This is a genomic window from Trinickia sp. Y13 (assembly GCF_029522115.1).
GTDB lineage: Bacteria > Pseudomonadota > Gammaproteobacteria > Burkholderiales > Burkholderiaceae > Trinickia.
On the sequence record NZ_JAKWFK010000009.1, the window covers coordinates 107,064 to 127,019 of the forward strand.

16 protein-coding genes are annotated in these 19,956 nt (G+C 64.5%); 9 read left to right on the forward strand and 7 right to left on the reverse strand.

What is annotated here, in order from left to right:
• The first annotated feature begins 288 nt into the window (after positions 1 to 288).
• The 5 genes from MMB74_RS17150 to MMB74_RS17170 all read left to right on the forward strand — a co-directional run bounded on the left by MMB74_RS17150 (position 289) and on the right by MMB74_RS17170 (position 6,511).
• Positions 289 to 2,274 (forward strand): DNA topoisomerase IV subunit B, encoded by a 1,986-nt coding sequence (locus MMB74_RS17150; protein ID WP_277429859.1) that lies wholly within the window; start codon positions 289 to 291, stop codon positions 2,272 to 2,274.
• A gap of 125 nt (positions 2,275 to 2,399) precedes the next feature.
• Entirely contained in the window at positions 2,400 to 4,715 is a 2,316-nt protein-coding gene (gene parC, locus MMB74_RS17155; RefSeq protein ID WP_277429860.1) for a DNA topoisomerase IV subunit A, read from the forward strand.
• Positions 4,716 to 4,842: 127 nt separating this feature from the next.
• Positions 4,843 to 5,301 carry a CopD family protein gene (locus tag MMB74_RS17160; RefSeq protein ID WP_277430028.1) on the forward strand — a complete coding sequence of 153 codons (459 nt, stop codon included), beginning with the start codon at positions 4,843 to 4,845 and terminating at the stop codon, positions 5,299 to 5,301.
• Between the two features lie 77 nt (positions 5,302 to 5,378).
• Positions 5,379 to 5,996: a chromate transporter gene (locus MMB74_RS17165; RefSeq protein ID WP_346780686.1), complete on the forward strand. Its 618-nt coding sequence runs from the start codon at positions 5,379 to 5,381 to the stop codon at positions 5,994 to 5,996.
• Entirely contained in the window at positions 5,993 to 6,511 is a 519-nt protein-coding gene (locus MMB74_RS17170; RefSeq protein WP_277429861.1) for a chromate transporter, read from the forward strand. The genes MMB74_RS17165 and MMB74_RS17170 overlap by 4 nt, the downstream gene beginning before the upstream one ends.
• Positions 6,512 to 6,543: 32 nt before the next feature.
• Here the strand turns inward: MMB74_RS17170 and MMB74_RS17175 are convergent, their stop codons facing one another.
• The 7 genes from MMB74_RS17175 to MMB74_RS17205 form a co-directional block, all read right to left on the reverse strand.
• Positions 6,544 to 7,755, reverse strand: a complete 1,212-nt coding sequence (locus MMB74_RS17175; RefSeq protein WP_277430030.1) for a chromate transporter — start codon at positions 7,753 to 7,755, stop codon at positions 6,544 to 6,546.
• Positions 7,756 to 7,860: 105 nt separating this feature from the next.
• The gene (locus MMB74_RS17180; RefSeq protein WP_277429862.1) at positions 7,861 to 10,212 is read right to left on the reverse strand and encodes an EAL domain-containing protein; all 2,352 of its coding nucleotides are present in this window, start codon (positions 10,210 to 10,212) and stop codon (positions 7,861 to 7,863) included.
• A 364-nt stretch (positions 10,213 to 10,576) separates the two neighbouring features.
• The gene (locus MMB74_RS17185; RefSeq protein WP_277429863.1) at positions 10,577 to 11,461 is read right to left on the reverse strand and encodes a PhzF family phenazine biosynthesis protein; all 885 of its coding nucleotides are present in this window, start codon (positions 11,459 to 11,461) and stop codon (positions 10,577 to 10,579) included.
• 11 nt (positions 11,462 to 11,472) lie between these two features.
• Complete coding sequence (locus MMB74_RS17190) at positions 11,473 to 11,937, reverse strand: RidA family protein (protein WP_277429864.1); 465 nt, start codon at positions 11,935 to 11,937, stop codon at positions 11,473 to 11,475.
• A 112-nt stretch (positions 11,938 to 12,049) separates the two neighbouring features.
• On the reverse strand, positions 12,050 to 13,246 hold the full coding sequence (locus MMB74_RS17195) for a PLP-dependent aminotransferase family protein (protein ID WP_277429865.1): 1,197 nt from the start codon (positions 13,244 to 13,246) through the stop codon (positions 12,050 to 12,052).
• An 89-nt stretch (positions 13,247 to 13,335) separates the two neighbouring features.
• The gene (locus MMB74_RS17200; protein WP_277430031.1) at positions 13,336 to 14,235 is read right to left on the reverse strand and encodes a DMT family transporter; all 900 of its coding nucleotides are present in this window, start codon (positions 14,233 to 14,235) and stop codon (positions 13,336 to 13,338) included.
• 76 nt (positions 14,236 to 14,311) lie between these two features.
• The gene (locus MMB74_RS17205; protein WP_277429866.1) at positions 14,312 to 15,022 is read right to left on the reverse strand and encodes a VOC family protein; all 711 of its coding nucleotides are present in this window, start codon (positions 15,020 to 15,022) and stop codon (positions 14,312 to 14,314) included.
• 164 nt (positions 15,023 to 15,186) lie between these two features.
• On the opposite strand from MMB74_RS17205, the gene MMB74_RS17210 reads away from it, so the two are divergent.
• From MMB74_RS17210 to MMB74_RS17225, 4 genes are all read left to right on the forward strand, one after another.
• Complete coding sequence (locus MMB74_RS17210; protein ID WP_277429867.1) at positions 15,187 to 16,677, forward strand: PLP-dependent aminotransferase family protein; 1,491 nt, start codon at positions 15,187 to 15,189, stop codon at positions 16,675 to 16,677.
• Positions 16,678 to 16,783: 106 nt separating this feature from the next.
• Positions 16,784 to 18,676, forward strand: a complete 1,893-nt coding sequence (htpG, locus tag MMB74_RS17215) for a molecular chaperone HtpG (RefSeq protein WP_277429868.1) — start codon at positions 16,784 to 16,786, stop codon at positions 18,674 to 18,676.
• Positions 18,676 to 19,401, forward strand: a complete 726-nt coding sequence (locus tag MMB74_RS17220) for a chorismate lyase (protein ID WP_277429869.1) — start codon at positions 18,676 to 18,678, stop codon at positions 19,399 to 19,401. Before htpG ends, MMB74_RS17220 begins: the two co-directional genes overlap by 1 nt.
• Positions 19,398 to 19,898 (forward strand): DNA-deoxyinosine glycosylase, encoded by a 501-nt coding sequence (locus MMB74_RS17225; protein ID WP_277429870.1) that lies wholly within the window; start codon positions 19,398 to 19,400, stop codon positions 19,896 to 19,898. The genes MMB74_RS17220 and MMB74_RS17225 overlap by 4 nt, the downstream gene beginning before the upstream one ends.
• Positions 19,899 to 19,956 lie beyond the last annotated feature (58 nt).

A 19,956-nucleotide genomic window follows, 5' to 3' on the forward strand; every position in this document is an offset into this window, starting at 1 on the left:
GGCAAAGCGTTGCGCCGCGGGCCGATCGACCGCACCGCAGCGCCGCTTGGCCGCCCCGCCAAAGGGACGCCGCCGCGGCGCATAGGCCACTTTGCCGAATTGCCGCCGCAAACGAAACCAGTAAAATACGCCGCGACTAGGACGGACGACCATCGGCGCACCGCCCGCTGCGCTCGCTTTGCGGGCACGCTGGCCGCGCACGTTGTTTCGATTCGCTTTTTTTGATCTTTCAACGCTTTGTCCACGCGGATATCCACACGCGCTGTGGACAACGACCTACACGAGACCATGTCCACGAAAAAGCCAAGCGCCGCATATAGCGAGGCGTCGATCAAGGTGCTCAAAGGGCTCGAGCCGGTCAAGCAGCGGCCGGGCATGTACACCCGCACCGAAAACCCGCTGCACATCATTCAAGAAGTCATCGACAACGCGTCGGACGAGGCGCTCGGCGGATACGGCCGGCAGATCACCGTCACGCTGCATGCCGACCAATCGGTGTCGGTCGAGGACGATGGCCGCGGCATCCCCTTCGGCATGCATCCCGACGAAGGCGTGCCGGTCGTCGAAATCGTGTTTACGCGCCTGCACGCGGGCGGCAAGTTCGACAAGGCCGCCGGCGGCGCGTACACGTTTTCCGGGGGCCTTCACGGGGTGGGCGTGTCGGTCACCAACGCATTGTCGTCCCGGCTCGATGTGACCGTTTGGCGCGACGGCAAGGTGGCGGAGCTCGGCTTTGCGCACGGGGACGTCGCACGGCCTCTCTCCGTGCGCCCTGCCGAGCGCGGCCAGAAGCGCACGGGTACGCGCGTGACGGCGCTGCCCGATCCCAAGTATTTCGATTCGGCGAATCTGCCGCTCGGCGAGCTGCAAAGGCTCTTGCGTTCGAAGGCCGTATTGTTGCCCGGCGTCGAAGTCGTGCTCATCAACGAGAAGACGGGCGAGCGCCAAAGCTGGAAGTACGACGACGGTCTGCGCGGTTATCTGCTCGAAGGCATGGCCGGGAGCGAGTTGTTGATCCCGCTGTTCGAAGGCGAGCGTTACGCCGATAGCGCGCGCACGAGCGAGGACGCCTTTGCCGAGGGCGAGGGCGCGGCATGGGTCGTCGCCTGGAGCGAGGAGGGGCCGCTGCAGCGCGAATCGTACGTGAACCTCATCCCGACGCCCGCAGGCGGCACGCACGAGGCGGGCTTGCGCGACGGCCTGTTTCAAGCGGTGAAGAGTTTCGTCGAACTGCACAACTTGCAGCCCAAAGGCGTCAAGCTATTGGCCGAAGACGTCTTCGCGCGCGTGTCGTTCGTATTGTCGGCGAAGGTGCTCGATCCGCAGTTCCAAGGGCAGATCAAGGAGCGCCTGAACAGCCGCGATGCCGTCAAGCTCGTCTCCTCGTTCGCGCGCCCGGCGCTCGAGTTGTGGCTCAACCAGCATGTCGAGCACGGCAAGAAGCTAGCGGAGCTCGTCATCAAGCAGGCGCAGGCGCGCACGCGTGCCGGGCAGAAGGTCGAGAAGCGCAAGAGCTCCGGCGTTGCCGTGCTGCCCGGCAAGCTCACCGATTGCGAATCGACCGACATCTCGCGCAACGAGCTGTTCCTCGTCGAAGGCGATTCGGCGGGCGGCTCGGCGAAGATGGGCCGCGACAAGGAATTCCAGGCCATCCTGCCGCTGCGCGGCAAGGTCCTGAACACGTGGGAAACCGAGCGCGACCGGCTCTTTGCGAACAACGAAGTGCACGACATCTCGGTGGCGATCGGCGTCGATCCGCACAATCCCGACGATAGCGTCGATCTGTCGAACCTGCGGTACGGCAAGATCTGCATCTTGTCCGATGCCGACGTCGACGGCGCGCATATCCAGGTGTTGCTCTTGACGTTGTTCTTCAAACATTTCCCGCAGTTGATCGAACGCGGGCATGTCTATGTCGCGCGGCCGCCTCTCTTTCGCGTCGACGCGCCCGCGCGCGGCAAGAAACCCGCGCAGAAGCTTTACGCGCTGGACGAGGGCGAGCTCGAAGCGACGCTCGACAAGCTGCGCAAGGACGGCGTGCGCGAAACGCAATGGGCGATCAGCCGCTTCAAGGGCCTGGGCGAGATGAGCGCCGAGCAACTGTGGGATACGACGATGAACCCCGATACACGGCGGCTCATGCCGATCGCGCTTGGCGAGCTCGAGTACGAAGGCACGGTTTCGCGCATGACGATGCTGATGGGCAAGGGCGAAGCGGCGGCACGGCGCAGTTGGCTCGAGGAAAAGGGCAACGAAGTCGAAGCCGACATTTGAACGCGCGCAGGCTCGGCCGCGTGCATCGCGAGCGGCGCATTTCGGCGCCGCTCACGCGCGCTAGCAGCGCGGCGGCCTTGAAGCAGACGCGGCTACTTTGGTTCTGAACACGGACATTACACTCGATGGATCAACAAGACGATCTGTTCGCACCGGCCGCCGCACCCGACGGCGAGTCGCTGACACTTGGGCATTACGCCGAGCGCGCCTATCTCGACTATGCAGTGAGCGTCGTCAAGGGCCGCGCGCTGCCGGACGTCAGCGACGGGCAAAAGCCGGTGCAGCGCCGCATCCTGTTCGCGATGAGCGAAATGGGCCTTGGCGCCGATGCCAAGCCGGTGAAGTCGGCGCGGGTCGTGGGCGACGTGCTCGGCAAGTACCACCCGCACGGCGATCAGTCGGCCTACGATGCGCTCGTGCGCTTGGCGCAAGATTTCTCGATGCGTTACCCGCTCATCGACGGCCAAGGCAACTTCGGCTCGCGCGATGGCGACGGCGCAGCGGCCATGCGATACACCGAAGCTCGCCTCACGCCGATCGCCAAGCTCTTGCTAGACGAGATCGACGAGGGCACGGTCGATTTCTCGCCGAACTACGACGGCTCGTTCCAAGAGCCGAAGCTATTGCCGGCGCGTTTGCCGTTCCTGCTGCTCAACGGCGCGTCGGGCATCGCCGTCGGCCTGGCAACCGAAATTCCCTCGCACAACCTGCGCGAAGTCGCGGCCGCCGCCGTGGCCATGATTCGCCACCCGAAGATGACGCACGCCGAATTGATGGCGATGCTGCCCGGCCCCGATTTCCCGGGCGGCGGGCAAATCATTTCGAGCGCGGCCGAGATTGCCTCCGCTTACGAGACGGGGCGCGGCAGCCTGAAGGTACGAGCGCGCTGGAAGATCGAAGAACTCGCGCGCGGGCAGTGGCAGCTCGTTGCATACGAATTGCCGCCGAATACGTCCGGCCAAAAAGTGCTCGAGGAAATCGAGGAACTCACGAACCCGAAGATCAAGCTGGGCAAGAAGTCGCTCACCCCCGAGCAGTTGCAGACGAAGCAGACGATGCTGGCGCTGCTGGACGCCGTGCGCGACGAGTCGGGCAAGGATGCGCCCGTGCGGCTCGTGTTCGAGCCGAAATCGAGCCGCATCGATCAGACCGAGTTCGCCAATTCGCTGCTGGCCCATACGAGCCTCGAGTCGAACGCGGCGCTCAACCTGGTCATGATCGGTGCGGACGGGCGCCCGCGCCAGAAGGGCCTGGTCGAGATTCTGCAGGAGTGGATCGGTTTCCGCTTCGCGACCGTCACGCGCCGCACGCGCCATCGGCTCACGAAGGTCGACGATCGCATCCACATCCTCGAAGGCCGGATGATCGTCTTCCTCAATATCGACGAAGTCATCCGTATCATCCGCGAATCGGAAGAGCCCAAAGCGGCGCTGATGAGCGCGTTCGGTTTGAGCGAGCGGCAGGCCGACGACATCCTCGAAATCCGGCTGCGGCAACTCGCCCGGCTCGAAAAGATCAAGATCGAGAAGGAGCTCGAAGGGCTGCGTGACGAAAAGTCCAAGCTCGAAGAACTCCTAGCGAACGAGTCGTCGATGAAACGGCAGATCATCAAAGAGATCGAAGCCGACGCCAAGCAATACGGCGATGAGCGCCGCACGCTGATCCAACAGGAAAAGCGCGCGACGTTCGAGGCGCGCGTGGTCGACGAGCCCGTCACGGTCGTCGTGTCCAAGCGCGGCTGGGTTCGCGCACTCAAGGGGCACGGGCTAGATGTCGCGGGCTTCACGTTCAAAGATGGCGATGGCCTTTACGCGGCGTTCCAATGCCGTACGCCGGACGTGCTGATCGCGTGGGGCAGCAAAGGCCGCGTGTATTCGGTGCCGGTGGCGACGCTGCCGGGTGGCCGCGGCGATGGTGTGCCCGTTACGTCGCTCATCGAACTCGAGGCCGGAACGCATCTCATGCATTACTACGCGGCGCACGCCGAGCAACCGTTACTGCTCGCGTCGAGCAACGGCTACGGGTTCATCGCGCGCGTCGGAGATATGGTGAGCCGCGTCAAAGCCGGCAAGTCGTTCATGACCATCGACGAAGGCGCGCAGCCGCTCGCGCCGATGCCGGTGCTGCCGCAGGCTACACAGGTGGCGTGCTTGTCGGGCGCGGGCCGGCTCGCGGTGTTCGGGCTCGACGAAATGAAAACCCTCACCGCCGGCGGGCGCGGCATCATTCTGATGGGCCTGGACGATGGAGAAACGCTCGTGCAGGCGCTGGCGATCGGCCCGGCAGGCGTCGTGCTGCTCGGCGCGGGCCGCGGCGGCAAGCCGCAAGAAGAAGCGCTGCGCGGCGCCCAGCTAGCGCCGCACGTCGGCAAGCGCGCGCGTCGCGGGCGAGCGCCCGATACCCGCCTGAAGATCAGTGCTTTGCGGCCCGCGCTGGGTTGAGGGCAGGCTCGGACCGGCATTCGAGCATGTCACGCGCGCCGGTCCCAGTCGCCCCGGCTGGTCCACCGGTTGTCTATACCAGAAAGCTCCGCTACATCCACCGCTTTTGGAGAATCTTATGTCCCCGCTGTCGATCGCGATCGACGTTGCCTTATTCGCGCACTTGGCGTCCGTCGCCGTGTGGGTAGGCGGCATGGTGTTCGCGCATTTTTGTCTACGCCCGGCGCTTGCCGACGTTTCGCCGCAACTGCGGCTGCCGCTCATCGAGGCCGTGTTTTCGCGGTTCTTCAATTGGATCACGGCCGCCGTGATCGCGATCTTGATCTCGGGCGGCTTTTTGATGTCGCGCTTCGGCGGCGCGCAGGCCCCGTGGCAAATCGCGCTCATGGCTGCCATCGGCGTCGTGATGATGATGATCTTCGGCCATGCGCGATACGCCGTATTTCCGCGAATTCGCCGCGCGGTGCAGGCTCAGCGGTGGCCCGATGGCGCGCGCGCCGTCGATACGATGCGCCGGCTCGTGCTGGTTAACCTGGTGCTGGGCTTCGTGACGATTGCGGTGGCCGTGCTCTCGCGCGGGTTCTGACGTCCGGGGAACGCTTTCGACGTCGTTGCGCTCGCAACGATTACCTTCGGTTGCATGAAAGCGCTTTGCAGGCTTGATTGCGCGATACTGCACGCTTTACGAGCAAGCAGACGATGGTCACCCACCATTCACAGGCGGCTGCGACGGGCGACGCTCGCCCGTCGCAGCGCCTCGCCCCGGCCGAGCTTTTCCGGGCGTTCGCCGAAATGAGCATCTACGGCTTTGGCGGCGTCATGCCCTGGGCGCGGCGCATGCTCGTCGATCGCCGGCGTTGGGTAGACGATCGCGAATTCGCCGAACTGCTCTCGATCGGGCAAATTCTCCCCGGCCCGAACATTTGCAACATCGCCGTCATCGTCGGCTATCGCTATTGCGGCTGGCGCGGGTCGGTAGCCGCGGCGACGGGCCTTATGCTGCCGCCGTTCTTCATCGTGCTGGCGCTGGGCGCCCTTTACCATCGCTTCGGTGCGCTTCCCAGCGTGCAAGGCGCCTTGCGCGGCATGATGGCCGTGGCTGCCGGGCTCGTGTTGATGACGGGCGTCAAGCTCGCGCAAGGTCAGCCTCGCACCAAGCGCGGCCTCGTCTTCGGCTTACTGTCGTTGGCGGCTGTCGGCGTTCTGCACCTGCCCCTCGGTTGGGTGATGCTCGTGCTGATCCCCGCGGCGCTCCTCGTCGAGTGGAGGGCCCGGCCATGATCTTGCTGGAACTTGCTTGGCGCTTCGCGCTGGTTTCGGCCATGGCGTTCGGCGGCGCGACGGCCGTCATTCCGGAAATGCATCGCTTCCTCGTCGAGCAACATCACTGGATCGACGATACGACCTTCGCGGCGCTGTTCGCCATCTCGCAGGCGTCGCCCGGGCCAAACGTGCTTTTCGTCGCGCTGTTCGGCTGGCAGGTCGCGGGCATGGCGGGCGCGGTCGTGTCGACTTTGGCGATGTGCGGTCCATCGTCGGTGCTGGCGCTCGCGTTCGAGCATTACACGGGCGCGCATCGCGACGCGCGCTGGATGACGATCATCCGCCGGGCGCTCGCGCCCGTGACGATCGGCTTACTGATGGCAACTGGCGCCACGCTCGCCCAGGGTGCGGATCATTCGATCGCCACCGTGGCGTTGACCATCGCGACCGTCGCCGTGGCATTGCGAACCAGCTTCAACCCGCTGTGGTTGATCGCGGCTGGCGCGGTCATCGGCGTGCTCGGTTACGCATAGACGCGCGTCGCTGCTTGTCGCCGCGCGCGGGCTTACCGATAGCCGAGCGCATGGGCGGCAGTGAAAACGAGGGCGACGACGGCATAGACCGCGTAGACGGGCAGCTTGAACCGAGCCAAGCAGACGAGCGCAAATACCGCGGTGACGAGATAGGGTGCTTCGTGCGGCGTGCGCTCGGCGATGCGCACGACGGCCGTCAGCAGGAACGCCGTCGTGGTGGCGCGCAGCACACGCATGCCGTGCTCGAAGCGCTCGTGCGCTTCGAGGCGGCGCAGGTGGCGGCGTGCAAATACGATCAGCATGCCCGACGGAATGAACAGCGCACAGGTTGCGGCGACCGCGCCGATCCATCCTTGCACGAGATAGCCGAGGAACGGCACGACGTTCAGGAGCGGTCCCGGCGAAACGGGGGAGAGCGTAAAAGCCAGCGTGAACTCGCGTGCGGTGATGCCGAGCCCGGGCGCTTCGAACAGCGTTTTGAGCACGGGCAGCGCCGAAAATCCGCCGCCGAACAATGTCACCCCGGCGCCCGCAAGGCGCGGCCAAATCAGATGAGCTGCATACGAGGATGGCACCGGCGCGGCGAACAATGCGACCAGCGTAACGAAAGTCAGCACGATCGCCTTGTCGGCCCGCGAAAGCGAGATCGCTAGTCTTGCGCCGCGAGCGGGGCTAGCGATCCATCCGGTCGCGAACGAGCCTGCCAGGAGCAGCACGAACGCGGCCGTGCCCTGGATCGTCAGCAAGACGAGACAGGCGATGGCGGCCGCGGCCCATTCCAGCGGCGCATTCACGAGAACGCGGGTTTGCCGGTACCAAGTGATGCCGATCAACACCGCGAGGACGATCGCGAAATGATCGATCAGCCCGGGGGCCGCAAGCGAGCGAACGAATGGCGCTTCGTAGAAGGTGGCGAACGCCGTCATCGTGCAGAAGAAGGGCAGCACGGCGGCGATACCCGCGATCCAGGCGCCGATGCGTCCGCGCAATGCATATCCGACTTGCACGGCGACGTTGCAGCCGACGGCTCCCGGGACCATCCATGAAAGCGCGACGAAGTCCGAGTACACGGCCTGGGTGAAGCGGCGCTCGCGCTCGACGTAGTGCAGCTCGAGCTGTGCCATCAGGGCGAGGCCGCCCCAGGACAATGCCGATAGCGCGAACACCACACGAAACAGGGTCCACAGCGATTCGGGTTCGGCGCTGCGCGCCGATGCGGCGGATGACGGTTGACCGGCAGCCATGGCGGCATGCGCCGCGCGCGGGGCCTGTCTGCCTTGCGTGCTTGCCTCGCTCATCTGATCGGTCCTTCTCGTCGTTTTTGCCCGATCGCAGCCCGTGCGGATCCGTTATGCCGATTGTTGGCTCGTGTTCGGCTGGCCTCGACCGTAGCTCCTGTGCGGCTCGTGCATATCGCATACCCCGAAGCGGTCGAGCAGCGCGGCAATGCCGTCCGCGGGGACGGGGCGCGAGAAGAGGAAGCCTTGCGCTTGGATATTGCCGAGCGCCGACAGCCATGCGATCTGTTCTTCGGTTTCGGTGCCCTCGACGACCACGGTCAAGCCGAGCGAGCGCGCGAGGTTGACGATCGCCGACACCATCACGCAAACGCTGCGATCGGCCGGGATCGCCTGTACGAACGAGCGGTCGACCTTGAGCGTGTCGACCGAAAAGCGGTTCAGGTACGACAGCGAGGAATAGCCCGTGCCGAAATCGTCGAGCGCGATGCTCACACCGAGCCGCTTCAACGCGACGATCTTTTCCGAGACGAGTTCCGGGTATTCCATCATCGCCGTTTCGGTGATTTCCAACTCGAGCCGATGAGCGGGAATGCCCGATTCCTCGATCGCGCGAGAGATCGTTTCGTAGAGATCGCCGCGCCAGAATTGGACGGCCGAAATGTTGACCGCGAGCGAGAGCGCCTCGTAGCCCTCGCGCTGCCATTCGGCCAGTTGCCGGCAAGCGGTTTGAATCACGAAATCGCCGATCGGCACGATCAGGCCTGTCGATTCCGCGACGGGGATGAACTCGCTCGCGGAAATGACGCCTTGCTGCGGGTGATTCCACCGCGCAAGCGCTTCGAAGCCCGTGATGCAGCGGCGCGCCAGATCGATTTTCGGCTGATAGACGAGGAACAGTTGTTTCTCGGCCAGTGCGACGCGCAGTTGCTGCTCCCACTGCATCAAATGATCGGCGCGGTGAGACAGGTGCGGCGAATAGAACTGATAGCAGTTTTTGCCCGCATCCTTGGCGCTATACATCGCCAGGTCGGCCTTCTTGAGCAGATCGATTTCGCTTTCGCTGCCGACCGAGAACAAAGCGATGCCAATGCTGGCGTGCAGGACGAACGAGGTGCCGCGCACGTCGAATGGATGCTCGAACGTCTCGCGCACGCTTTCGGCCAGTTGCACGGCTTGCCGCTCGACGTCGCCGCCCTTGAGCACCACCACGAACTCGTCCCCGCCGATGCGCGAAAGCACGCCCGCGCCACCAACCGCGTCGGATAACCGCGAAGCGGTCATCTGCAGGACGATATCGCCGGCGTTGTGGCCGAGCGTGTCGTTGACGGTTTTGAAGTTGTCGAGATCGATGAATAAAAGCGAGAGGCGCCCGACGTTGTTCGGGTCGGCGACGTCTTGCCGCAAGCCTTGCAGCGTAGCGTAACGATTGCGCAGGCCGGTGAGCAAATCGTATTCGACCAAGTGCGTCATCTCGCGCTCGCGCCCGAGCAGTTTGCCGATCAAGCCCGTGGCGACGGCAAAGAAGGCGAGCATCGCGAGCGAGATGAAGCCCGCCATCAACAGATAGACGTTGCGCGTGTGATTGTAGTCGGCGAACTCTTCCGCTTCGGATAAACCGACGAGCACGCCCATCGGATAGCCGTCGATGTGCCGGTACGAAACGATGCGTTTGATGTGGTCGATCGGATCGACCATCGTGCCCGAGACGTGCTCCGAAATAGGGTAACTGCCGCTGGCCGAAAACGCGCCGGGCGTGTTGCGCCCGGTGCCGGTGCGCCGCGCGAGCACGCCGCCGTCGTCGGCGATCACTGCGATCACGCCTTCTTTGCCGATCGCCGCGTTGTTGTAGAAATCGCTCGTGAAGTAGCCCGGATCCTCCGACACCACGACCACTCCCGCGAACGAGCCGTCGAAATGGTTCAGCCGGCGAGTCATTTGAAGCGTCCACTGATGCGAGACGCGGCCGAGCACCGGTTTGCTGATGTAGAGCTGATCGTCGTTTTCGTGCTCGTGGACTTTGAAGTGCTCGCGATCGGACAGGTCGATCGGCGTCGGATTGGCCTCGGCGGTGCTCGCCACCAGGATCCCGTGTTCGTCGATGATCGCTACTTGCACGAGCGTGTCGCTTTGAACGACGCCCTTTTCAACGGTGCTGCCCAAGTCGAAATGCTCCGGGCTCTTTTCGAATTCGTACTTGACGAAGCGAGTGATTTGATCGACTTGGTGTATTGCTTTGACGGTGTGCTGTTCCAGCGCCGAGGACAGGATAGCGGCCGACGCCGCAGCCTCGCGATAGGTGGTATCGCGTTCGACCGACAGACGCGCGGAAATCACGGTCCATAGGAGCGCTAGCACGAGCCCTCCCAGTAGGGGGATCGCGATCAGGGCGCGACGGCGCGAGCCCGCGACGTTGCGTCTCGTGCGGGTGTCTCTCGTCGAATGAAGCCGGGCGAAATTCATCGTTGCAGTGGGTTATGGGTGGCTTCGCAAACCGCAGACGTTCCTCATCGAGGATATTACTGAATGGATAAAAATTAAGATAGCGTCCGTTTATCGGGTAAACGTTTGTCGTGCCAGGCACGATTTCGGCAAGACTGTTCGCGCTCGCGCCCCTCGAGCGCCGCTGTGCCGCGCCGGGAGGCGCTCTAGGAGCGCAAGCCGCGAGCGGGCCTGACCGGCTTTATGCCGCAAGTGCAGATCTCGCATAACGGAGACGCCGAATGAATATTCCAACAGATGGAAAACCGCTGGCGAACGGGAGGGAGAAGAAAGAAGCGCGCTCGAGCCGCGTACGGCTCAAGCGCGTTTGCGACGGCTCGCGCGGCTAAGCGAGCCGTACCGTGCCGTCGACGATCGTGGTCGAGCGGCCGCCAATCCAAATCTTGCCGTCGTCGCTGTAATCGACGATAACACGTCCGTCACGCCGGATCGCGGTGCCTTGCCGCACGGTGTATTGCGAACCGGGACGGCGCTCGCGCGCGGCGAACAAGCAGGCGATGGCCGCGTTTGCGCTGCCGGTGACGGGATCCTCGTAGATGGCTTGCTCGCTATCGATCACGATGCAGCGCACTTCGAGCATCGCGGGGCCGCCCGGGGCATGCGCCGCATAAAAAGCGAGCCCGGTTGCGCCCGTTTTTTGCACTATCTCCCATGCGAAATGGGAATGTGGTGCGATAGCCAGGCAAGCCTGCGGCGAAGCTACACCGATCACGACCCATCGTGCGCCGTTATCGATGGTGCAAGGGGGCAGGACTGTGTAATCGATCTCGTCGCAGCGAAGGGCGGCTTTGAGCGCCTGTAGCGCTTCGGTGCCGAGCGGCTCGATGCGCGCGGGCGGCGCAACAAAGGCCATCGAGCCGTCGTCACGGATGGCGAGCTCGACGAGGCCGACGCCGCATTGTTGGATGAGTTGTCCGGGCCGGCGCGGCCGATAGCCGCTGTCGAGCAAGGCATGCGCCGTGCCGAGCGTCGGGTGCCCGGCGAACGGCAACTCGTACGCGGGGGTGAAGATCCGCACGAGATAGTCGGCTTCCGGGGCGGTCGGCCGGCAGACGAACGTCGTTTCCGATAGGTTCGTCCAACGGGCGATCGCTTGCATCTCATCGTCGCTCAGGCCGTCCGCGTCGAACACGACCGCCAGCGGGTTGCCCTTGAACGGCGCTTCGGAGAACACGTCGATCTGCTTGAAGCGGACCTGTTGCGCGCTCATCGATGCGCTCCTTAGGCGACTTCCGCGATCAATTCGATTTCGACGCACGAGCCCATCGGAATCTGCGCGACGCCGAAAGCCGAACGCGCATGCTTGCCCGCATCGCCGAACACATCGCCAAATAGCTCGGACGCGCCGTTCGTCACCAGATGCTGCTCGGTGAATTCGAGCGTCGAGTTCACGAGACTCATGACTTTGACGATGCGCTTGACGCGGTTCAGGTCGCCCAGATGCGCGTGCAACGTAGCCATGAGATCGACCGCGACCGAGCGCGCCGCCACTTTGCCTTCTTCGGTCGTCATATTGGCGCCGAGCTTGCCGACCCACGGCTTGCCGTCCTTCTTCGCGATGTGGCCGGACAGGAAAACGGTATTGCCCGTCTGCACGCACATGACATAAGCGGCAGCCGGTGCGGCTACGGGGGGCAGTTCGATGCTCAGTTCCTTGAGCTTGTCGTATACGTTGAGATTTGCCATGTCGATTCCTTGAATGGTGAAAATGAAAAATGGATACAGCGAGAATATTTGCGGCGCGCGACGGAGCGGCGTCCCCGGCCGCAGCGGGCCGGGGGCAGTTGGGGTGCGCGCGTTACAGGCGCTCGCGAATCAGCTTGGCCAGCCGCGCGATGCCTTCGTCGATCTTGGCCGGGGGCACGGTGACGAACGACAGACGCAGCGTGCTGTGATCGGGCTCGTGCGCGTAGAACGGGCCGCCCGGCACGAATGCGACGTTCTCGGCCACCGCCGCTTCGAGCAGCTTCATTGTGTTGATGGTGTGGGGCAGATTGACCCAGACGAACATGCCGCCTTCGGGGCGGTTCCACTTCACGTCCTCGGGCATATGGCGCTCGAGCGCCGAGAGCATCGCCGCGCACTGGTCGCGGTAGAGCGCGCGGATGGTGGGCACGTGCTCGTCGAGAAAGCCGTCCTTGACCACTTCGTGAACGATGCGTTGCGTGATGCTCGGCGTGTGAAGATCGGTGGCTTGCTTGGCCTGCACGAGTTTGAAGTGCAATTCTTCGGGCGCGATGACGTAGCCCAGGCGCAGGCCCGGCGCGAGCACTTTCGAGAACGAGCCGCAATGGACGATGTGGTCCGGCGCCATCGACAGCAGCGTCGGCAACGGCGCGCCGGCGTAGTCGAGCGCGCCGTAGGGATCGTCCTCGATCACCGGGAACGGGCTCGTGCGCGCGAACGCGGCCAGGGCCCGGCGCCGCTCGAGCGGCAGGCGGCGTCCCGTCGGGTTTTGGAAATTGGGCTGCGCATAGAGCAGCCGCGCCCCTTGGGTCAGCGCCGGCGTGAGCCCCTCGGGGATGAGACCGTTTTCATCCGTGGGCACTTGCACGTAATGCGCCTCGTACATCGAGAACGATTGCAGTGCGCCGAGGTAGGTCGGCGTTTCGACCAGCACGGGGCTGGCCGGATCGATCAGCACCTTGCCGAGCAGATCGAGCGCTTGCTGCGAGCCAGTGGTGACCAACACTTGTGACGCGCGGATCGAGACGCCATCTTTCGAGTAGCGCGCCGCAATCCATTCGCGCAGCGGCATATAGCCTTCGGTCGCGCTGTACTGAAGCGCGGCGGCCGGCGAATCGCGTAGCACGCGCTCCGACGCCTCGCGCATGCGCTCGGCGGGGAACGTGGCGGCTGAGGGCAGACCGCCCGCAAACGAGATGACTTCGGGCCGTTCGGTGACTTTCAGGATCTCGCGGATGGCGGAGCTCGTGAGTTTGCGTGCGCGCTCGGAAATGCGCCAATTCGTATGCGGCAGATCGCTTTGATCCATGAAACGTCTCCTTAGTCCTCGATGGTGGTTGAGTTGGGTTCCGTCGTCGATACCGAAACACGGGTAATGTTTCGAGACGAGAAGCGCGATTATCGCGCGAGTCGTCCCGTTGCGCGCGCCGGCGTGACGGCCGTGCGCACGGCCGCTTTGCGCCCCAGCACCACGGTGGCGATCACGGCGGCGGCGAACAACCACGTCGACGGCGCGACCGTTTCCCCGAAAAATAACGCGGCGAACGCGATCGTGAAGAATATCTGCAATAGCTGCACTTGTCCCACCCGCGCCGTGCCGCCGATCGCAAGGCCCGCGTACCAAGCGAAGAATCCGATGAACTGCGAGAACAAGGCCACGTAGCCGAACGCGAGCCAGGTGCGCAGCGCCACGGGCTCGGGATGGGTCAGATGCTGCTGCCAGCCGAGCCAAGCCACGGGGACGACCAAAAACGGCGCCGCCAGCACGAGCGCCCAACAAATCACCTGCCAGCCGCCCAGGTCGCGGGCGAGGCGAGCGCCTTCGGCGTAGCCGAGCGCGCCCACCGCCACGGCCGCGAGCATCAGCAAGTCGCCCGCTTGCAGCGAACCGCCGCCGGCGCGCAGCGCGTAGGCGACGACGAGCGCACTGCCCACGGCCGCGCTGACCCAAAACGCCGGCGAAGGCCGCTCGCGCGAGAGCCACGCCGCGTAAATCGCAACGAACAGCGGTTGCAGGCCGTTCACGAGCGCGCCATGCGAGGCTGGCACCGTTTTCATCGCCCAGGCCGAGAACACCGGGAACGCGACGATCACGCCGAGCGCCGTGACGGCCAAGCCTTTGATCTGGGCGCGATTGGGCAGGCGTTCGCGGCGCCAGGCGAGTAGCATGGCGGCGGGAACGGCGGCCGCGAGCGCCCGGCCGAGGCCATTGAGCAGCGGATGGAATTGCTCGACGACGATGTGCGTCATCGGCAGCGTCAAGCTGAAGATGACGACGCCGATGAGCCCGAGCAACATGCCTTTTGTTTCACGCGACTTCGTCACGAAGCGCCTCCTTCTTAGCAATAGGGTGAGCCGGCCGTCGCACGCGCCCTCAAGCGAGCGTGCGCACGCCCGACGGCGTCTCGATGTCGGCCGCGAGCGCCGGCGCTCCATCTGGCGCGCTATCGAGTTCGATCAGGTGAGCCGCGCCGAGCCATTGCAACTGCTCGCGTATGCGATCGGCCTGCGGGTGGCGCCCTTTGAGCCGCTTGAGCGCGAAACCGGTTTCGGGCAGCCTCGCGCTAGGGTGAGCCGCCGTATCCCATTGGATCAAGGTCGGCACGATGCCGTCGCCGGCGCCTTGCCAGCTTGGAAACGCGCCGTCCTCGGGCACCGTCAAGCGCCAGGTGAGACCGCCCCGGGCCATGGGCGTCACGCTCGCGATCCGGTCGGGGTATTGGCTTTGCCAGCGCCCGAGGTCCTTGGGGCGCGGCACGCGGGCGGCCCAATGCGCGAGGTACGGGCCATGCGCCAGCCGTTCCTGCATGGCGGGGTCGTCGAGCGCGAACCAACGCCGGCGTGCCGGCGCTGCGGCGCCGTCCTGGCCGGTGCGCTCGCGCTCGGCCTGCGGATCGACGGCGATGACTTCGAGATAGACGCCGCCCCACAAGCGCAAGAGCCGGTTGTGCGTGCCCATGGCGGGGTGCGTCCCGCCGGCAGCGGGTTCAACGCCGAGCGTGTCGGCGATGAAGCGCGCGCCTTCTTCGAGTGTGCGGGCGGCGACGACGAGGTGGTCGAGTTCGAGCGCGGAGGCGTTTTTCATCTGAAGCGGCAAACAAAGATAGCGGCGTGCCGGCGCACAATGCGCCGATGGGTCTGGGTAGGGCCCTGTGGGGGAATCGAGCCAGGATCCACTCTAATCGTGCGCGCCGGCACAGTAACGGTACAATCGGCGCGATACTATTCGGTACAGTTGGGATCGCCGCCATGTCCACTGCCCTCGACCTCATTCCCGCGCCGCACGGCGCTTCGCAGTTGACGCTCGTCGAGCAGCTCGTGCAATGGGCGCGTCGCCGAATCGAAGAGCGCGTCTTTCGGCCCGGCATGCGCATGCCTTCCATCCGCAAGCTCGCGCAGGACAAGGGCGTTTCGCGCTTCACTGTCGTCGAGGCTTATGAGCGGCTCGTCGCGCAAGGCTATCTGGACTCCCGGCGCGGTTCGGGCTTCTACGTGCGCGAGCGCGCGGGCGCTGCGCCTGGCGAGCGCCGGCCCGGCGCAGCGCGCACGATAGGCGAAGCGCCGGCGCAGCGCCCGATCGACGTCGTTTGGCTCTTGCGTAACACGCTTCATACCGGTGCGCCGGAAAAAGGACCGGGTTTGGGCTATCTACCCGGCCGCTGGCTCGACGGCGAGCTCGTCGCCGGGGCGTTGCGCACGCTCGGACGGCAAAGCGGCGGCCAATGGTTGAGTAGCGGCACGGCGCAAGGTTTTCTGCCGCTGCGCCAGCAATTGCAGACGCGGCTCGAAGAGTTCGAGATAGGCGCGGCGCCGGAGCAGATCGTGCTCGTCTCGGGCATCACGCAGGCGATCGATCTCATTGCGCGTCTTTACGTGCAGGCGGGCGACGCCGTGATCGTCGGCGATCCGGCGTGGTTCCAGATGTTCGGCCGCTTCGCCGCGCAAGGCGCGCAATTGGTCGGTTTGCCCTATACACCGAGCGGCCCGGATCTCGACGCGTTGGAAGCGCTCGTCGAGACGTGGCGTCCCAAGATGCTCGTCATCAATTCGGTGTTGCAGAACCCGACCGGAACTTCGCTCTCGCCGGCGCAGGCGTTTCGCATCCTGCGTCTGGCCGAGGAATACGATTTCGTCGTGGTCGAAGACGACGTTTATGGCGATCTGTGTCCCCCGAGCTACCCGGCCACGCGGCTCGCCAGCCTTGACCAGCTCGGGCGCGTGATCTATCTCGGCAGTTTTTCGAAGACGCTGACGGCGAACTTGCGCGTGGGCTTCGTCGCTTGCGCCCCAGAGATCGCGCAGGCGATCGCGGATCAGAAGGTGTTGATCGGGATGACGACACCGGAGTTGAACGAGCGCGTGCTGTACAAAATCTTGACCGAGGGTCACTACCGGCGGCATGTCGAGCGCCTGCGCGCGCGGCTGGACGGCGTGCGCGACAAGTGCGGGCGCATGCTCGAGCAGGCCGGATTCTCGCTGTTCGGGATGCCCGCGGCGGGCATGTTCTTGTGGGCCGATGCGGGCGTCGACGCCGACGGGTTTGCCGCGGCCGGGCAGGAGGCCGGGTTCTTGCTTGCTCCGGGCAGTTTGTTTTCCCCGCGGCAGTCGCCAACCACTTGGATGCGCTTTAACGTCGCGAATTGCGGCGATCCAGCGCTGCCGGGCTTCCTGGGCGGATACTTGAAGGCGCAGCATCACGCGGTGCGGCCCTTGAAAACGTCGGCGGACACCCCCATTTGAAGGCGACTTCGCGCGCCGCGCCGCCTGCGCGGGCCGCGGGTGGCGCGCGACCCGGCGCTTTTTCCGTCATTTCCGAATTTACGAACGCAACGAGGAACCGAAGAGCATGGCACAAGAAACCATGAGCTTTCAGGCAGAAGTCAAACAGCTTCTGCAATTGATGATTCATTCGCTCTACAGCAACAAGGAAATCTTCCTGCGCGAGCTGATTTCGAATGCATCGGATGCGGCCGACAAGCTTCGTTTCGAAGCGATCGCCAAGAGCGAGCTGTACGAGAACGATTCGAACTTGCGCATCCGCGTGTCGTTCGACAAAACGGCGCGCACGATCACGATCGACGACAACGGCATCGGCATGAGCCGCGACGAAGCCGTATCGCATTTGGGCACGATTGCGCGTTCGGGCACGAAAGAGTTTTTTTCGCAGCTGTCGGGTGACCAGCAAAAAGATGCTGCGCTGATCGGCCAATTTGGCGTGGGCTTTTACTCCGGCTTCATCGTCGCCGATAAGATCGCCGTCGAGACGCGCCGCGCCGGCTTGCCCGCTTCCGAGGGCGTGCGCTGGGTCAGCGCGGGCGAGGGCGACTTCTCGGTCGAGACGATCGAGCGTGCGCAGCGCGGCACGACCATCACGCTGCATTTGCGGCCCGACGAAGACGAACTGCTGTCGGCGTACCGGCTGCAATCGATCATTCGGAAGTACTCCGATCACGTCGCCTTGCCGATTCTCATGAAGAAAGAGGAGTGGGACGCGGAGAAGGGCGAGATGGTCGTCAAGGACGAAGACGAAACGGTCAACCAGGCGAGCGCGCTGTGGACGCGGCCGAAGAACGAAGTCGAAGACGAGCAGTACAAGCAGTTCTATCACCATCTGGCGCACGACGAGCAAGATCCGCTCGCGTGGACGCACAACCGCGTCGAAGGTCGCAGCGAGTACACGCAATTGCTGTACGTGCCTTCGCGCGCGCCGTTCGATTTATGGAACCGCGAGCACCGCGGCGGCCTGAAGCTGTACGTGAAGCGCGTCTTCATCATGGACGACGCCGAACAGTTGTTGCCGTCGTATCTGCGGTTCGTGAAGGGCGTGGTCGATTCGGCGGATTTGCCGCTGAACGTGTCGCGTGAAATCTTGCAGGAAAGCCGCGACGTCAAAGCGATCCGGGAGGGCGTGACCAAGCGCGTGCTGTCGATGCTGGAAGAGCTCGCGGGCGCCGAAACCGAAGAAGGCAAAGCCAAGTACGAGACGTTTTGGAAAGAGTTCGGCCAAGTATTCAAGGAAGGGCTGGGCGAGGACTTCGCCAACCGCGAGCGCATCGGCAAGCTCGTGCGCTTTGCGTCGACCCACACCGATAGCCCGGAGCAAACGGTATCGCTGGCCGACTACGTTTCGCGCATGAAGCCCGAGCAGACGAAGATCTACTACGTCACCGCCGATACGTGGCAAGCGGCCAAGAACAGTCCGCATCTGGAGGTGTTCCGTCAGAAGGGCATTGAAGTGCTGCTGCTGACGGACCGCGTGGACGAATGGGCGTTGGCCTACTTCACCGAATTCGATGGCAAGCCGCTTGCGAGCGTGGCGCGCGGCGATCTCGATCTCGATGCGTTCAACGACGAAGAGAAGAAGGCGCACGAGGCCATCGGCGAGACGATGAAGCCGCTCGTCGAGAAGATGAAGGAAGTGCTCAAGGACAAGGCCAAGGATGTGCGGCTGACGTTCCGGCTCACCGATTCGCCGTCATGCTTGGTCGCCGACGACGGCGAAATGACGGGCTACCTGCAGCGCATGTTGAAAGCCGCGGGACAAAAAACGCCCGATTTTCATCCGATCCTCGAAATCAATCCCGAGCATGCGTTGGTGAAAGCGCTTTCGCCCGAGCAGAGCCAGTTCGACGACTGGTGTCATCTGCTGTTCGATCAGGCGATGCTGGCCGAAGGCGGGGCGCTAGAAGATCCCGCTAGCTTCGTCAAGCGCACGAACGCGCTCTTGCTCGCGCGGTGATGCGCACGGCGTGTCTTCGGTACGATGCAGCGGGCCGCGCCTGGCGCGCGGCCCAGCGTCCCGTATTGACGTTCGATGAAAAGGACTGGCTCACGCGCGGCGGCTCGCTCACTGCGCATTTGCGCACGCTGGGCGTGGTGCGAGTGCGCGTCACGCGCGAGGCTGTCGATTGCGCGTGGCCAGACGAGTGCGCTGCGCTGCGTGTTTCGGCGCGCACTCGCGTATGGGTGCGAGAAGTGGTGCTGGAGGTGGATGGCGTGCCGTTCGTCGTCGCGCACAGCATCGCGCCGCTCGCCGCTAGCCGTGGCGTATGGCAGGCGATGCGGCGGCTGCGTACGCGGCCGCTCGCGGAGTTGCTCTATGCAGACAGCACGGTTGCGCGCTCGGTGCTGGTCAGCGCGCGGCTCGCGTTGCGGCACCCGCTGACGGTGCTGGCTCGACGCCAGATCGCAGGACGCGCGCCGCACGGGTTGCTCGCGCGGCGCTCGGTATTCGTACGGCACGGCGCGCCGCTCATGGTGACCGAGTGCATGCTGCCGGCGCTGTGGGCGCGTCTGGCTAAGCCCGCGCGTGTTGCCGGCTCGGGCGATGCCCCTTCGTTCGTGCTTCGGCACGACCGTGGCGGGCGTCCCGCGCGGCCGTCGAATGCGGGACATGGGCCCAACCGCGCTACCGAGCGCGCGGCGCTGACTCGGCGTGTCGCGCCGCCATCGTCATCGTCGTGACGTTTAAACGTTCGTTTCCACCGGTCGTCGACGAGCATACGCGCGTGCTCGTATTGGGCAGCCTGCCGGGCGAAGCATCGCTTGCGCAAAGTCAGTACTACGCGCATCCGCAGAATCGGTTTTGGCATTTGATCGGGGATGTGATCGGCGTGGCGCTGCCGGGGATGGAGTACGCGGCGCGGCTGCAGGTGCTGCTCGATCACCGGGTGGGGCTGTGGGATGTGATTGCAAAGGCGAAGCGGGAAGGGAGTCTCGACAGCCGTATTCGCGATCACGCGACGAACGATCTTGCGGCGCTTGTGGCTGCGTTGCCAAATCTTGCGGCTGTTGCTTTCAACGGCGGCACTGCAGCGAAAATCGGGATGCAAGCGCTGGCCGAAAGCCGGATATCGCTCGATCTCGTCAAACTGCCATCGAGCAGTCCCGCTTATGCGGCCGTGCCTTATGCGGGGAAGCTCAGGGCGTGGGAGGCGTTGCAGAAGTGGTTGGCGGCGTAGCTTCGCTCAAAGTGAATTCTCTCCGCGCCGTAAGCGCCCGGCGAAGGCATCCCCGGGC